We start from the raw sequence: 15,247 nt of genomic DNA on the forward strand, positions 1-15,247 counted from the left end.
GCGTGCGTGAACCCTGAGCGTGGTCATGCGCGGAACATGGCGGCGTTGCTGCGCATGACATCGCTTGATCGCAGGCCGGTGCCATCGTCGGTGCGTCATCGTGGTGTCACCTGCAGTGGCCAGGCTAGCCGGCCCAGCGCACAGGGGAACGCGCCCGCATGAAAGCCAACGCCACCCGCGCCTGGACGCAGGTATTCACCCAGCACGGGTCGGTGCTGCGCGGCTTTTTCGTGCGTCGCGGCGCCAACGAGGATGCCGAAGACCTGGTGCAGGAAACCTATCTGCGGCTGTTGCGTGCGCATCAGGATCAAGGCGAGGCGATCGCCAATCCCGAGGCGTATCTGTACACGGTGGCGCTGAACCTGGCGCGCGAGCAGGCCGCGCGACGCAAGCAGGCGCCACTGCGCATCGACGAGATGGAACAGTTTTCGCAGCTGCTGGCCGCAGGCGACGACGTGGAAGACGCCGCGCACCGGCAACAGCGCCAGCAACGCCTGCAGGCCCTGCTGGCTACCTTGCCGGAGCGCACCTGCGCGGTATTGGTGATGCAGTACCGCGACGGGCTCAGTTACAAGCAGATCGCCGAGCGCATGGGGGTGTCTGCGCATATGGTCAAGAAGCATGTGGTGCGTGGCTTGTCGGCCTGCAGACGGGCGGTCGCCGACAGCGGGGACAGCTGGTGAGCAAGCCGGTGTTACCGAGCCGCAGCGTTGTCGGTGAAGCCGCGCACTGGCATGCGCTGCAACGCATGCAGGCGCTGGATGCGACGCAACAGGCCGGCTTTCTGCAATGGCTGACCGCATCGCCGCGGCATGTGCGCGAATACATGGCGGTGCTGCGTGTGGCCGGTGAGCTGGGCGATGCCATGCGCGGCATGGACCTGGACGTGGATGCCCTGCTTGCTGCCGACCGGCGCAAGAGTGGCGATGCCGCGCCGCCCAACGTGATCCCGCTGCCGCTGCGGTCACAAGTGCCGCCAGCAATGCAACCCGCTGCCCGGCCGCGCCGCAGCGAAGGCCAACCCAGGGCACGCATGCGCAGCTGGCGCATGGGCCTGGCCGCGGCGCTGTGCGGCGTGGCGATCCTGACCGGCTGGGCCTGGCCACGCACGCAGACCTACGCCACTGCGCACGGCGAGCAGCGCAGCGTGCAGTTGGCCGACCGCAGCGTGGTGCATTTGAATGGGCAAAGCAGCCTGCGTGCCACCATGACGCCGTGGAGCCGCCACCTGCAGCTGCTGCGTGGCCAGGCCAGCTTCGTGGTCGCAGCGGATCGGCGCCCGTTGCAGGTGCATGCAGGCCATCTGCGTGTCGAGGATATCGGCACCACCTTCGATATCGCCCTGTATCAACACCAGGCACGCATCGAGGTCGCCGAGGGCCGTGTCCATGTCTGGCGCGACGCGCGCGATGGACAGCCGATGCTCGCCAACCTGGGAGCAGGGCAGAGCGCACGGATCGATGCGGCCACCGGCAAGATCGAACTGGCCAGCGAAGAGGTGGCCGCCATGCATGCCTGGCGGCAGCGGCGCATCGTGTTCCGCGACGCGCCGCTGGCCACGGTGGCCGAAGACTTCAATCGTCTCAACCGCACGCGTTTGTCGATCGACGATGCTGCCGCCGGTGCGCTGCGGCTCACCGGCAATCTGCGCGGTGACGATCTCGCCGCGCTGCGTGCCTTCCTGGATGGCCAGCCGAACCTGCGCGTGGTCAGCGCGCCGGGGATGCTGCGCGTGAGCAGCCGGCCTGCGCCGGGAACGGCGACGCGATAGCCACGGCGCTGCACGACGCCGTAATGCGTGCAGCGCGTGCGCATGCCGCATCGCGCGCGTAGCCCACATGCATTGATCCTGCGCGCAGTGGATGGGGTTGCCGATGCCATTGCGCTGCGTGCGTACCGATGGCCGTCTGCGGCTGCGTCCACGCACATGCAAGACCTCACGTCCTCACGTGCACGCAAGGCGCAGCGCGATGCAGATGCAGTGCGTCGCGCCCGCACCGTTCGGTGCCTGCGCAGATGTCACAGAAAATTCATCAAAAAACGGTGCCCGATCGTCGCTGTCGATGCTCGTAGTCCAGGTACAACGCAGCATTCCCGCCTGGCGGGTGGTGTTGCGCATTGCTTCCTCCCCTACTGGATTCCACGATGCGCCGTACGTTGTTTCTTTCGATCGCTCTCGCCCTGCACGCCGGCACTGCTGGCGCCCAGACGGCTGCTGCCACCGTCGCGGTCGAGGCGATTCCGGCCCAGCCACTGGCGCGCGCGCTCAATGCACTGTCGCGCCAGACCGGGCTGCAGTTTGTCTATGCCGCCGGCGTGGCCGGCAACCCGCAGACCCGCGCCACCGCGGCCGGCGTCGCACCCGAGCAGGCCCTGCAGCAATTGCTCGACGGTACCGGCCTGCGCTACCGCTATCTCGATGCGACCACGGTGACGATCGAAACCGCCGAGCCGGCGCCCGGCCTGCCGCCAGCGGCTCCGGCAACGGCCGCGGTCGCCACGGCACCGGTGCCGCGTGCAGACGCGCCGGTGCAGGAACTGGACAGCATCCAGGTGCTCGGCAGTTACGCCGGCAGCCTCAGCGCCGCGTTGCGCCAGAAACGCTACGCCGACAGCGTGGTGGATGTGATCGCCGCCGAAGACATCGGCAAGCTGCCCGCGCAGAACGTGGCCGAGGCGCTGCAGCGCGTGCCGGGCGTGTCGATCGTGCGCGACCGCGGCGAAGGCGTGTACGTGCGCGTACGCGGCCTGGGCCCGAATTTCCAGGTCACCACGCTCAACGGCCAGACCATGGCGGTCAATGAGAACGTGCGCACCTCCGGCCAGACCGGGCGGCAATTCCGCTACGACACGCTGCCGGCCGAACTGGTCTCCGGGCTGGATGTGATCAAGAGCCCCACCGCCGATCTGGACGAAGGCGCCATCGGCGGCATCGTCAACGTGCGTACATTCCGCCCGCTGGAGCTGGGCAAGACACTGACCAACGTATCGCTGGAATCCAGCCAGGCCCAGCGCACCCAGACTAACGATCCGCGCGTCTCCGGGCTGTTCAACTGGGTCAATGCCGAGGGTACCTTCGGCATGCTGATTTCCGGCGCGTATGCGCAACGCACGCTGCGCCAGGACCGCGTCAACGAGGTGAGCTGGGACTATTACCGCAACGGCGTGCCGGGTGTGCCCGGTGCCAATTATGTGCCGACCGGCCTGCGCCCGACGCTGGAACTGGAAGAGCGCGAGCGCACCGGCGTGGCGGCTTCGCTGCAATGGAAGCCCAGCGCGGCATGGGAGACCAATCTAGATCTGCTCTACGCCAAGCAGACCGTGCATTACGACGAATACAGCATGGGCGTGGGCTTCGACAGCCTGGCCAAGCTGAGCAATCTGCGGGTACAAAACGGCGGTATCACCGGCTTCGATTATCGCAACGGCCAGGTGCAGATCTCGCGCGAGACCTCCGGCATCACCGACGACAACCGCAGTGCACGCCTGTCCAGCACCTGGAGCGGCGACCAGTGGACGCTGGGCGCAGTGGCGTTCCACTCGCAGGCGCACAGCTACGACTCCGATCCGATCCGGCGCACCCGTCTGCGCAGCGGCACCAACCTGTCGATGCGCGTGGACATGCCGCAAGCCGACGGCGACAACGTACCGGACTGGAGCTTCACCAACGGCTTCGATCCGACCAACCCGGCCACCGTGGCAGGGCGCCGGCTGGAATGGCGCGAGATCGATGCGCGCGACAAGGAAGACGCGCTGCAGTTCGATGCCAGGCGCACACTCGACGGCAGCTTCTTTCGCGACTTCAAGGTGGGCGCCAAGTACCGCCAGCGCTCGCGCACCTACGATCGCGCCGACCTGCTGCTCAACAGCATTGCCGGGGTACGTTTCCCGGGCAGCTATTTCACCGCGTTGCCGGTGGGCGACATGCTGTCGGACGCCAACGGCAACCTGCCGCGGCAATGGCTGGCGCCGATCGAATCCGCGTTCTGGGGCAATTGGCCGACCAGCGCCGATCTGAGCAACACGCCCAACAGCGCCGACCTGCAGAATTCCTACGAGGTGCAGGAAAAGATCGCCTCGGCGTACGCGATGAGCAACTTTGCCACCCAGCTGGCGGGCCGCGAACTGCGTGGTAATGTTGGCGCGCGCGTGGTGCGCACCGAGCAGGCCACCGATGGCCATGCCGATGTCAACGGCAGCGCACAGCCGGTGCATTTCGAGCGCAGCTATACCAATGTGCTGCCTTCGTTCAACGCGGCCTGGGACGTGCGCGAGGACATGGTGCTGCGGACTTCCGCGGCCAAGGTGATCACGCGCCCTGACCTTACCGATCTGTCGTCCAAGCTGACCTTTAATTCCAGTGGCGAACGCCTCACCGCCAGCGGCGGCAACCCAGCGCTGCAGCCCTTCGAAGCGTGGCAGTACGACCTGACCTTCGAGTGGTACATCGACGGCACCTCGGCACTGACCGGCGGTCTGTTCTACAAGGACATCTCCAGCTTCATCCAGACCCAGATGTCCAACCTGGTCTACCAAGGCCAGACCTATCTGCTGTCGTCCAAGACCAACGGCAGCAAGGCGATGGTGCAAGGCGCGGAAGTGGCGTATCAGCAGGTCTTCAGCGGCCTGCCGTCGCCGCTGGACGGCCTGGGCATGCAGCTCAACTACACCTGGACCGACAGCAAGGCGACCTATCACGACGGCACCGGCAGCTTCACCGACAGCCTGGAAGGCGTGGCCAGGAACACCTACAACGCCGTGCTGTTTTACGAGAAGGGGCCGTTGATGGCGCGCGTCAGCTACAGCTGGAGCGACGACATCCTCAACGCGGTGGGCACCGCCAATGTGGCCACGCTCAACAGCGACCGGTTCGGCAGCCTGGATGCCAATGTCGCCTACAAGGTCAACGACACGCTCTCGGTATTCGTCAACGCGATCAATCTCACTGGCGAAGTGCAGCGCCAATTCGTTGGCGATCACTTGTTCGGCGGCTATACCGACTACGGCCGCACCTGGTCGCTGGGGTTGCGCGCGCGCTTTTGAGAAGGGCTGGAGAGCTGACGAGCAGTTGTCAGCGACGTGCGCTGTGCACCCCGGGACGCTGTGCTTGCGCGTGACATGCGGCCATGGAGGCCTTGCGACGAGCGCAGCCGTCGTGATCGCCGATCCAGTTTGTTGGCGTCAGCCAATGCCTCCACCGGGCGCCTTGCTGCAAGGCGCCATCTGCAAGGGCCATGGCTTCGGCTGTGGCGCTGTTGCCAGCCGCACATCGCCTCGTATCGCGGTGTGCAACAGCTGCATCACGTGTTGAGACCACTCATGTCATTACTGCTTCGTAGCTGTATCGGTTTTTTTTTCTTGGTCGTGGCCGGCCTGGCCATGCCGGTAGTGCATGCCGCCACCACGTCGGAGACGCTTGAAAAAGTCGTCATCCTCAAGCGCCACGGCGTGCGTGCGGCGATGTCCAGCCCGGAGCAACTGGGTCGCTATTCCGCACGTCCCTGGCCACGCTTCGATGTGCCGGCCGGCCACCTGACCGCAAACGGTGCGCGTCTGGAGGCATTATTCGGTGCCTACTACCGCGCCCGTTACACGCCGCTGGGTCTGTTCGATGGCGATGGCTGCGCCAATGTCTATTACTGGGCCAATCGCACCCAGCGCACCATCGCCTCGGCGCGTGCGTTGGCAAGCACGCTCACCCCGGGGTGTACGAACACGGTGCACCACGTGGCCGATGACGCGTCCGATCCACTGTTCGACGGCGCGCCGGCATTGCGACAACCCGCTGCGGCGGCATTGATGCGCGCGGCCATTGCCGGCCGCGTCGGTGGCGATGTGGTCGCCTGGAATGCGGCGCAACGCGATGCGATCGACAGCTTGCAGCAACTGTTGCTGCAATGCGCGCAGCGGCCGTGCCCGACCCAGGCCGGTGCCGGCAAGCAACGCCTGGATGCGGTGCCCGCAGGCATGGGCGCTGCCCACGACGGTATCGCCGGTGTCCAAGGCCCGGCACCGGCAGCCTCCGGCATCAGCGAAAGCCTGTTGATGGGCTGGGCCGACGGACAGGACTTTGCCGCGTTGGGATGGCAAGGCGTGGACGAAGCCAGTCTGCTGCGCGCGTTCGCCCCGCATCAGGCCGAGTTCGCGCTGCGCCTGCGTGCGCCGACGGTGGCGCGCATGGCCAGTACGCCGCTGGCGGCGCGGCTGCTGGCGACATTGCAGCAAGGCAGTGTTGCCAGTGGCAATCGCAATCCATCGCAGGCCACGCCGATCGGTGGCGATGCACGGCTGGTGGTGCTGTCCGGTCACGACGGCACGCTGACCCTGCTGGCCGGTATGTTCGATCTGCATTGGCAGTTGCCCGGTTACCAACCCGACCAGACCGTGCCTGGCGGCGCCTTGGTATTCGAGCGCTGGCGGCGTGCCGATGGGCAGCGGGTGATCCGCTTGCGCTACACCGCGCAGACGCTGGCGCAACTGCGCGAACGCCGCGCACTGACACCGCAGGCGCCGCCGCCGTCATCGCAGGTGTTCATTCCCGGCTGCAGCAGCGCCACCCCGGAGTACGACTGCCCGCTACCAACCTTGGCGACATTGATCGACGCCGCGATCGACCCGCATTACCTGAGCGAATGACGCCGCGCGCGCCGGCCGCGGCCGGCGCGCGTGGTTGCATCGGCGCATCGACGCCGTTTCCCTGGCCACCGTGCCAGCCGCTGTTTCTCATCACTGCAAGAGGCGATTTATGCTCCACCAGCGACGTACTCTCGTCAGTCTCGGAACCGCTCTGAGAGCAACTACCAAAACTACTGCGCGTTCGCCAGGCGGGCGCGGCCGGTGCTCGGAATCCTCATGTACCACTCGTACACTGCGGTTCCTCCGCGCCGTCCGCACCCACCTGACAACCGCTCGCTACGTTTTGTTAGCTGCTCTCACACTTGCCTGCGCAGGCGTCGCACAGGCGCAAACGGACTTCGGCGTACTCGACGTACTGACCTACAACGTCGCCGGCCTGCCCGAAGGCCTGTCCAGCGGAACGCCGGCCACCAACACCGCACTGCTCGCACCGAAACTGGCGCCTTACGGGCTGGTCAACGTGCAGGAAGACTTCAACTACCACGCCACGCTGTACGCCGGCGACGCGCATCCCTACCGCACTGCCACCAGTGGCGGTGCCGCGTTCGGCGACGGCCTCAACACGCTCAGCAACTATCCCTTCAACGACTTCACCCGGGTCAAGTGGAACCAGTGCAACGGCACCGACTGCCTGACTCCGAAGGGTTTCAGTTACATGCGCGTGCGCCTGGCCGACGGCGTGTTGCTGGACGTCTACAACGCGCACCCCAATGCCGGGGTCGAAGCGGGCGACCTGTCCGCACGTCGCGCCAATATCGGCCAGCTCTCGCAGTTCATCCAGACTTGGTCGGCCGGCAATGCGGTGCTGGTGATGATGGATTCCAATACGCGCTACACCCGCAGCGACGACAACATCCGCGAGTTGATCGCCTCCAACGGTTTGACCGATCCGTGGGTGGAACTGATCAAGGGCGCAGCACCGGCGGCCGGCGCCGCACCGCTGTTGTGCGGCACGCCGCCCACCAATAGCTGCGAAGTGGTCGACAAGATCCTGTACCGCGATGCGCCGCAATTGACCTTGGTGGCCAACCGTTACCAGCTCGATGGCGGCGGCTTCTATGACAGCGCCGGCAAGCCGCTGTCCGACCACTACCCGCTGCATGCGCAATTCGGATGGGCCGTGGGCGACCGATTGCGCACCAGCGACCAGTTCGGTGGTCCGCATGGCGTTCCGTTCAACGATCTGGCCGGCAACCCGGGCGTGCGTCCGCTCAGTGGCGTGACCCTGCGCGGCGGTGCACGCCTGGATGGCGTCGGCGTGATCCTGGACAGCGGCAAGCTACTCGCGCATGGCGGCAGCGGCGGGCAGGCGACCACACTGTCGCTGGGTGCCAACGAAACGCTGTCCTCGGCCACCTTCACCGTGGGAAAGTACAACGACCGCACCCGCCTGTTCTCACTGAGCCTGCGTACCAACAAAGGCCGCAGCGTGCAGGTGGGCAGCCCGACCAGCGAGAGCTACACGCTGAGCGCTCCCAGCGGCTGGCACATCGCCGGTTTCACTGGCCGCGCGGGTGAGGAGATCGACAAGCTGGGGGTGGTGTATGCGAAGGACTAGGCGCTGACGCTGTTTTTCAGTGACAGCGGCAGGGCAGCGATGCGCGCCATGGATGGCTGCTGCACTGTAGGCTTGCCGGGCTACCAGTCACTCATATGACGGCGCCGATTCGTGCACGCGATCTGGATGCCGCAAGCGCAGGCGTGAGCGCAACCACGCGGCGCAGGCCGCTTCATCGAGTGAGCCATCGGCCAGGCCGATGTAGAAACCGTAGAGTTCCAGATCATCGGCGGCCAAGGTCGCTCCGTTGAGCACGATGAAGGTTTCGCAAGCGACGGCGGCAGTGCGCTTGTTGCCGTCGACAAACGGATGGTTGCGGCCCAATCCGTAGGCAAGACTGGCGGCAAGCGCAGCCAGGTCCGGTGGCGGCTCGCCGTAGGACAGCAGTTGCTTTGGTCTGGCAAGTGCCGAGTCGAGCAGGGCGTCGTCGCGCACGCCGCTGCCGCCGCCGTGTTCGGCCAGCTGGCGATCGTGGATGGCCAGGACAAGTGGCCGCTCGATCCAGACGATCATGGTCGAGCCTTATTGCGCCAGCTTGTGCAGCAACGCGCGGCGGTTGCGCATCACCTGCTCGGCCACATCCATCTGCGCGGCCAGGGTCGGGTCGAACGCGGTCAGCTTGATGCCGTCGGGCGTTTCCAGTGCATAGAGTTCGTCGCCCTTGCCCAGGCGCAGGCGGGCGAGCAGTTCCTTGGGCAGGATGACGCCAGCGGAATTGCCGATGGAGGTGATCTTGAGCTTCATGGTCGACGCCCTCGTTAGTACGTAAGTTATAACTCCGTCTCCAGCCGATCACAAGCCCGTCCTGGCTGAAGCGGCTCAGCAACCTGCATGGGCCGATCTCGCCTGCTGCGACCGACAGGTGTACAAATGTACACCTTGTCCCGGCCGGCCGTTGCACTCCCATGGAATCTCTCTCCCCCAAGCGTCAGGCGGTGCTGGCTTTCCTGCAGGAGCAGGCCCGTGCAGGGGTATCCCCCAGCCTGGCCGAGATTGCGCAGGCGTTCGGGTTCGCCTCGCGCAATGCCGCGCAAAAGCACGTGCAGGCGCTGGCCGAGGCCGGGTTGATCGAGCTGTTGCCCAATCAGAAGCGTGGCATCCGCATGCCGGGCGGGGCCGCGCGCGATGCCTTGCTGGCCTTGCCGGTGCTGGGCCGGGTGGCGGCCGGTGTGCCGATCGGGGCGGATATCGGCCTGGACCGGCAGTTGTGGCTGGACCGCACGCTGTTCTCCTTGCGCCCGGACTATCTGCTGCAGGTGCAAGGCGATTCGATGATCGACGACGGCATCCTGGACGGCGATCTGGTCGGCGTGCATCGCAGCAGCGAGGCGCGCGATGGGCAGATCGTGGTGGCGCGGGTGGATGGCGAAATCACCATCAAGCGGCTGGAGCGCGGTGCCGAACGCATCCGCCTGTTGCCGCGCAACCGCGCGCATGCGCCGATCGTGGTGGCGGCCGATGCCGACTTCGCGATCGAAGGACTGTACTGCGGTCTGATCCGGCAGGGTTGAGATGAGCCAGGAGCCCGCGCGCATCAGGCAGGACGGCAACGCGGCAGTCGCGCTGCCGCTGGACGCCCTGCTGGCCGCGCGCACGGTGTGGCGAGCGGGTCGTGGCACCGCCATCGCCCATGGCGGTGAATCCACCGGGCATGCGGCGCTGGATGCGCTGCTACCCGATGGCGGCTGGCCGCGGCGGGCACTGACCGAGTTGCTGCTGCCCGCGCACGGCGTGGGCGAAATCGCCTTGTTGCTGCCCACGCTGGCGCGCATGACTGGCGCCAGCAGCCGGGTGGTGCTGGTGGCGCCGCCGTTCATTCCCTATGCGCCGGCCTGGCAGGCGGGCGGGGTGGTGCTGGAACATCTGGAAGTGGTGCAGGCCGAGTCGCGCGATGCCTTGTGGGCGTTCGAGCAATGCCTGCGCAGTGGCGCATGCGCGGCAGTGCTGGGCTGGCCGCAGACCGGCGATGCACGCGCATTGCGGCGGCTGCAGGTCGCCGCCGACAGCGGCAACTGCTGCGCGTTCGCGTTGCGCGATCGCAAGCATGCGGTCAATGCATCGCCGGCGGCGTTACGGCTGGAATTCCTGCCCGAGCGCGATGCCTGGCAGGTACGCAAGTGCCGCGGCGGGCAGGTCCCGTCGCAGCCGTTGCGGCTGGCGCATTGAGGCGCGCGCATGTTGTGGGCCTGCATCTTGCTGCCGCAGCTGGCGCTGGACGCCGTCCTCCGGCGTCTGGAAGATCCGGACGCACCGCTGGCGTTGGTGGAAGGGCCGGCGCAGTTGCGCAGCCTGCACTCGGTCAATGCAGCGGCGTCCGCCGCCGGCCTGAAAGCCGGCATGCGGCTGTCGGCGGCGCATGCGCTGATGTCCCATGTACGCACCATCGATTACGAGGCCCAGGCTGAGGCGCGCACGCAGCGGTTTCTTGCGGCGTGGGCGTACCGGCACAGTTCGTTGGTGAGCCAGCAATGGTCGCGTGCCATCGTGCTGGAGGCCGGTGCCAGTTTTCGGTTGTTCGGTCCATGGCCGCGTTTCGAGCGCCGCCTGCGCGATGAACTGCAGGCCTTGGGCTTCCGGCACCGGCTTGCACTGGCACCTACGCCGCGCGCCGCGCGCGTGCTGGCCGGTTTGCGCGATGGCATGGTGGTGACCCAGTTGCCGGCCTTGCACGCCACGCTGGACAAGGTGCCGGTACGCCGCGCCGCGTTGCCGGGCGATGCCGGCGAGCGCCTGCAACACATGGGCGTGCGCACGCTGGCGGCGGTGCGCGCGTTGCCGCGCGATGGGCTGCGCCGGCGGTTCGGTGCGGGCCTGCTCGAGCATCTGGACCGCCTCTACGGCCAGGTCGACGACCCCCTGGAGTGCTACGCGCCACCGGACCACTTCGACCAGCGTGTGGAACTCGGCTACGAGGTGGAAATGCATCCGGCGCTGCTGTTCCCGCTGCGGCGCCTGATCGGCGACCTGTGCACCTACCTGTCCATCCGCGACGGCGGCGTGCAACGGTTCCTGCTGCGGCTGGAACACGAGGAAGGCGCCACCGATGTCGAGATCGGCCTGCTGACCCCGGAGCGTGCGCCGACGCTGTTGTTCGAGCTTGCGCGTAACCGGCTGGAGCGGGTGGAGATCCCACGCCCGGTGGTGGCGATGCGCCTGCTGGCGCGGCAGCTGCCACCGTTCGTGCCGGCCATGCGCGATCTGTTCGATCAACGTGCGCAGCAATCGGTGGAGTGGCCGCAGCTGCGCGAGCGCCTGCGCGCGCGTCTGGGCGATGAGGCGGTGTATCGCGTGCTGCCGGCCGACGACCCGCGCCCGGAACGTGCCTGGCGGCGCGCCATTGGCGATGCAGTGCGCGAAGCCCATGCACCGCCGCGTCCGCCGCGCCCGACCTGGCTGTTGCCGCAGCCAGTGCCCCTGCACGAAACGCAGCTGCGCATCATCTCCGGCCCGGAGCGGCTGGAAAGCGGCTGGTGGGACGACGACGAGGCGCGCCGCGATTACTACGTGGTGGAAACCGCGCGCGGCCGGCGTGGCTGGGCGTTCGCCGCTCCTGGCCGTGTCGATGGCTGGATGCTGCACGGGTGGTTCGCATGATCGGTTGCGTGCCCTTGCAGCATCAGAGCGTTGCCTGCGGGGCTGGTCATCGCAGCGGTGCCGCACGCGTCCGATGCACGGGACCGAAGAGGCAAACGCAGAGCGTCGATCTGCAGCGCATGTGTGGCGGCAGCGCGATGTCGAAGAGGTGCGCGCATGAGCTGGGATGACGCCGTCGACGGCGTGGACCGCGATACGCCCGGTGGGCGCATGCCGCGCGCCTGGACGGTCGCCGCGCGGTTGCGCGCGGCAAACGACGACATCGCCCATGCCATGGTCGCCGATGGGCTGCCTGCCTATGCCGAGCTGCACTGCCTGTCGGATTTTTCGTTCCTGCGCGGTGCCTCCAGCGCCGAACAATTGTTCATGCGCGCGCACCACTGCGGCTACAGCGCCCTGGCGATCACCGACGAGTGCTCGCTGGCCGGCATCGTGCGCGGCCTGGAAGCCTCGCGCGCCACCGGCGTGCGCCTGATCGTCGGCAGCGAATTCACCCTGGTCGATGGCACCCGCTTCGTGCTGCTGGTGGAAAACGCGCATGGCTATCCGCAGTTGTGCGCGCTGATCACCACCGCGCGGCGTGCGGCGGGCAAGGGTGCGTACCGGCTCGGGCGTGCCGAGGTGGAGGCGCAGTTTCGCGCGGTGGAACCGGGCGTGTTCGCGCTGTGGTTACCCGGGGCGCAGCCGCAGGCCGAGCAGGGCGCCTGGCTGCAGCAGGTGTTCGGCGAGCGTGCATTCCTGGCGGTGGAACTGCACCGCGAACAGGACGATGCGGCGCGGTTGCTCGCCCTGCAGCTGCTGGCGCAGCAACTGGGCATGACCGCTCTGGCCAGCGGCGATGTGCATATGGCGCAGCGGCGCGAGCGCATCGTGCAGGACACCCTGACCGCCATCCGCCACGGCTTGCCGTTGGCCGAGTGCGGCGCGCACCTGTTCCGCAACGGCGAGCGCCATCTGCGCACGCGGCGTGCCTTGGGCAACATCTATCCGGATGCGCTGTTGCAGGCCGCGGTGGACCTGGCGCAGCGCTGCAGCTTCGATATCTCCAGGCTTGAATACACCTATCCGCGCGAACTGGTGCCGCAAGGGCATACGCCGGCGAGTTATCTGCGACAGCTCACCGAAGAGGGGATGCGCGAGCGGTGGCCGGATGGAACGCCGGCAAAGGTACGCGCCGACATCGAGAAGGAACTGGCGCTGATCGCGCATAAGAGCTACGAGGCCTTCTTTCTCACCGTGCAGGACGTGGTGCGCTTCGCCCGCGAGCAGCACATTCTCTGTCAGGGCCGTGGCTCATCGGCCAACTCGGCGGTGTGTTATGCGTTGGGAATTACCGCGGTCAACCCGGATGAAACGCGTCTGTTGATGGCGCGCTTCCTGTCTGAAAAACGCGACGAGCCCCCGGACATCGACGTCGATTTTGAACACGAACGCCGCGAGGAGGTGCTGCAGTACGTCTACAACAAGTACGGCCGCGAACGCGCAGCATTGGCGGCGACGGTGATCTGCTATCGCGGCAAGAGCGCCGTGCGCGATGTGGCCAAGGCGTTCGGCCTGCCGCCGGACCAGATCGCGTTGCTGGCCAATTGCTATGGCTGGGGCAATGGCGAAACGCCGATGGAACAGCGCATCGAAGAGGCCGGGTTCGATCTGGCCAACCCGCTGATCAACAAGATTCTTGCGGTGACCGAGCAACTGCGCGATCACCCGCGCCATCTTTCGCAGCATGTCGGCGGTTTCGTCATCTCCGACGAACCCCTGTCGCTGCTGGTGCCGGTGGAAAACGCGGCCATGGCCGACCGCACCATCATCCAGTGGGACAAGGACGATCTGGAAACCATGAAGCTGCTCAAGGTCGATTGCCTGGCGCTGGGCATGCTGACCTGCATCCGCAAGACGCTGGAGCTGGTACGCGGCCACCGCGGGCGCGATTACAGCATTGCCACGCTGCCAGGCAATGACGAGCCGACCTACAAGATGATCCAGCGCGCCGACACGGTGGGCGTATTCCAGATCGAGTCGCGCGCGCAGATGGCGATGTTGCCGCGGCTCAAGCCTGCGGTGTTCTACGACCTGGTGATCGAAGTGGCGATCGTGCGCCCCGGCCCGATCCAGGGCGACATGGTGCACCCGTATCTGCGCCGGCGGCAGGGGCGCGAGGACGTGAACTACCCCTCGCCAGAGGTGGAGGACATTCTCAAGCCGACGCTTGGAGTTCCGCTATTCCAGGAACAGGTGATGGAGCTGCTGATGCACGCTGCCGATTACACCGAGAGCGAAGCGGACAATCTACGCCGCTCGATGGCCGCCTGGCGGCGCGGCGGCGACATGGAACAGCACCGCGCGCGGGTGCGCGAGCGCATGCAGGGCAAAGGCTACGCTTCCACCTTCATCGACCAGATCTTCGAGCAGATCAAGGGCTTTGGTTCCTACGGTTTCCCGCAGAGCCACGCCGCCTCGTTCGCCAAGCTTGTCTACGCCAGCTGCTGGCTCAAGCGCCACGAGCCGGCGGCCTTCGCCTGCGGGCTGCTCAACGCGCAGCCGATGGGCTTCTACTCGGCCAGCCAGATCGTGCAGGACGCGCGCCGTGGCAGTCCCGAGCGCGCGCGCGTGGAGGTGTTGCCGGTGGATGTGCTGCACAGCGTCTGGGACAACACGCTGGTCGGTGGCCGGCCCTGGCGCAGCGACCAAGACCCCGGCGAACAACCGGCGATCCGGCTGGGCATGCGTCAGATCGCCGGGTTATCGGAAGTGGTGGCCAACCGCATTGCCGCCGCACGCGCGCAGCGGGCCTTCGCCGATATCGGCGATCTGTGCCTGCGCGCCGCACTCGACGAAAAGGCGCGCCTGGCATTGGCCGAAGCCGGCGCCTTGCAGGGCATGGTGGGCAATCGCAATGCTGCGCGTTGGGCGATGGCTGGCGTGGAAGCGCGTCGGCCGTTATTACCGGGTAGCCCCGAAGAACGCACGGTGACGTTTGAAGCCCCGCGCGCAGGCGAAGAGATCCTGGCCGACTACCGGTCGGTGGGTCTTAGCCTGCGCCAGCATCCGATGGCGCTGCTGCGCCCGCAGATGCAGCAACGGCGCATCCTCGGCCTGCGCGACCTGCAGGGCCGCCGTCATGGCAGCGGCGTACACGTCGCCGGCCTGGTCACCCAGCGCCAGCGCCCGGCCACCGCCAAGGGCACCATCTTCGTCACCCTGGAAGACGAGCACGGCATGATCAACGTCATCGTCTGGTCGCATCTGGCGCTGCGCCGCCGCCGCGCACTGCTGGAATCGCGCCTGCTGGCAGTCCGCGGCCGCTGGGAACGCGTGGACGGCGTGGAGCATCTCATCGCCGGCGACCTGCACGACCTCAGTGACCTGCTCGGCGAGATGCAGCTGCCTTCGCGCGATTTTCATTGAAACTTTGTCTGGTCTGCGATTGCTGGTAAATTTCGCGCTCAGTTTGCACAC

At 66.8% G+C, this 15,247-nt stretch carries 12 protein-coding genes and 1 other RNA gene; 10 read left to right on the forward strand and 3 right to left on the reverse strand.

The features are described from left to right. Window positions 1–158: 158 nt before the first annotated feature. Both ABQ039_RS05660 and ABQ039_RS05665 read left to right on the forward strand, forming a co-directional pair. Window positions 159–683 (forward strand): RNA polymerase sigma factor, encoded by a 525-nt coding sequence (locus ABQ039_RS05660; RefSeq protein ID WP_024938642.1) that lies wholly within the window; start codon window positions 159–161, stop codon window positions 681–683. A 65-nt stretch (window positions 684–748) separates the two neighbouring features. Further along, window positions 749–1,771 carry a FecR family protein gene (locus ABQ039_RS05665; protein WP_374057858.1) on the forward strand — a complete coding sequence of 341 codons (1,023 nt, stop codon included), beginning with the start codon at window positions 749–751 and terminating at the stop codon, window positions 1,769–1,771. A 174-nt stretch (window positions 1,772–1,945) separates the two neighbouring features. Here ABQ039_RS05665 and ABQ039_RS05670 read toward each other — a convergent pair whose 3' ends face one another. Further along, window positions 1,946–2,119 (reverse strand): hypothetical protein, encoded by a 174-nt coding sequence (locus ABQ039_RS05670; RefSeq protein ID WP_184611123.1) that lies wholly within the window; start codon window positions 2,117–2,119, stop codon window positions 1,946–1,948. Between the two features lie 26 nt (window positions 2,120–2,145). Between ABQ039_RS05670 and ABQ039_RS05675 the strand changes: the two genes are divergently transcribed. The 4 genes from ABQ039_RS05675 (at window position 2,146) to ABQ039_RS05690 (ending at window position 8,194) form a co-directional block, all read left to right on the forward strand. Then, window positions 2,146–5,043 (forward strand): TonB-dependent receptor, encoded by a 2,898-nt coding sequence (locus ABQ039_RS05675; RefSeq protein ID WP_184611121.1) that lies wholly within the window; start codon window positions 2,146–2,148, stop codon window positions 5,041–5,043. 276 nt (window positions 5,044–5,319) lie between these two features. Then, on the forward strand, window positions 5,320–6,636 hold the full coding sequence (locus tag ABQ039_RS05680) for a histidine-type phosphatase (protein WP_184611119.1): 1,317 nt from the start codon (window positions 5,320–5,322) through the stop codon (window positions 6,634–6,636). A 216-nt stretch (window positions 6,637–6,852) separates the two neighbouring features. Beyond that, window positions 6,853–6,928, forward strand: a non-coding RNA gene (locus tag ABQ039_RS05685) — sX9 sRNA. Then, complete coding sequence (locus ABQ039_RS05690; protein WP_184611117.1) at window positions 6,920–8,194, forward strand: jacalin-like lectin; 1,275 nt, start codon at window positions 6,920–6,922, stop codon at window positions 8,192–8,194. Before ABQ039_RS05685 ends, ABQ039_RS05690 begins: the two co-directional genes overlap by 9 nt. 87 nt (window positions 8,195–8,281) lie before the next feature. Here ABQ039_RS05690 and ABQ039_RS05695 read toward each other — a convergent pair whose 3' ends face one another. Then, window positions 8,282–8,707 (reverse strand): type II toxin-antitoxin system death-on-curing family toxin, encoded by a 426-nt coding sequence (locus ABQ039_RS05695; RefSeq protein ID WP_065031903.1) that lies wholly within the window; start codon window positions 8,705–8,707, stop codon window positions 8,282–8,284. A gap of 9 nt (window positions 8,708–8,716) precedes the next feature. After that, entirely contained in the window at window positions 8,717–8,938 is a 222-nt protein-coding gene (locus ABQ039_RS05700) for an AbrB/MazE/SpoVT family DNA-binding domain-containing protein (protein WP_016903820.1), read from the reverse strand. Window positions 8,939–9,099: 161 nt separating this feature from the next. Between ABQ039_RS05700 and lexA the strand changes: the two genes are divergently transcribed. From lexA to ABQ039_RS05720, 4 genes are all read left to right on the forward strand, one after another. Then, window positions 9,100–9,705, forward strand: a complete 606-nt coding sequence (gene lexA, locus ABQ039_RS05705; RefSeq protein ID WP_046341994.1) for a transcriptional repressor LexA — start codon at window positions 9,100–9,102, stop codon at window positions 9,703–9,705. Window position 9,706: 1 nt separating this feature from the next. Then, entirely contained in the window at window positions 9,707–10,360 is a 654-nt protein-coding gene (gene imuA / locus ABQ039_RS05710; protein ID WP_184611115.1) for a translesion DNA synthesis-associated protein ImuA, read from the forward strand. 9 nt (window positions 10,361–10,369) lie between these two features. After that, entirely contained in the window at window positions 10,370–11,788 is a 1,419-nt protein-coding gene (locus ABQ039_RS05715; RefSeq protein ID WP_184611113.1) for a DNA polymerase Y family protein, read from the forward strand. Window positions 11,789–11,944: 156 nt separating this feature from the next. Continuing rightward, window positions 11,945–15,196 carry an error-prone DNA polymerase gene (locus ABQ039_RS05720; protein ID WP_184611111.1) on the forward strand — a complete coding sequence of 1,084 codons (3,252 nt, stop codon included), beginning with the start codon at window positions 11,945–11,947 and terminating at the stop codon, window positions 15,194–15,196. Window positions 15,197–15,247: the final 51 nt, after the last annotated feature.

Source organism: Xanthomonas sp. WHRI 6108, from assembly GCF_040202385.2.
GTDB lineage: Bacteria > Pseudomonadota > Gammaproteobacteria > Xanthomonadales > Xanthomonadaceae > Xanthomonas > Xanthomonas arboricola.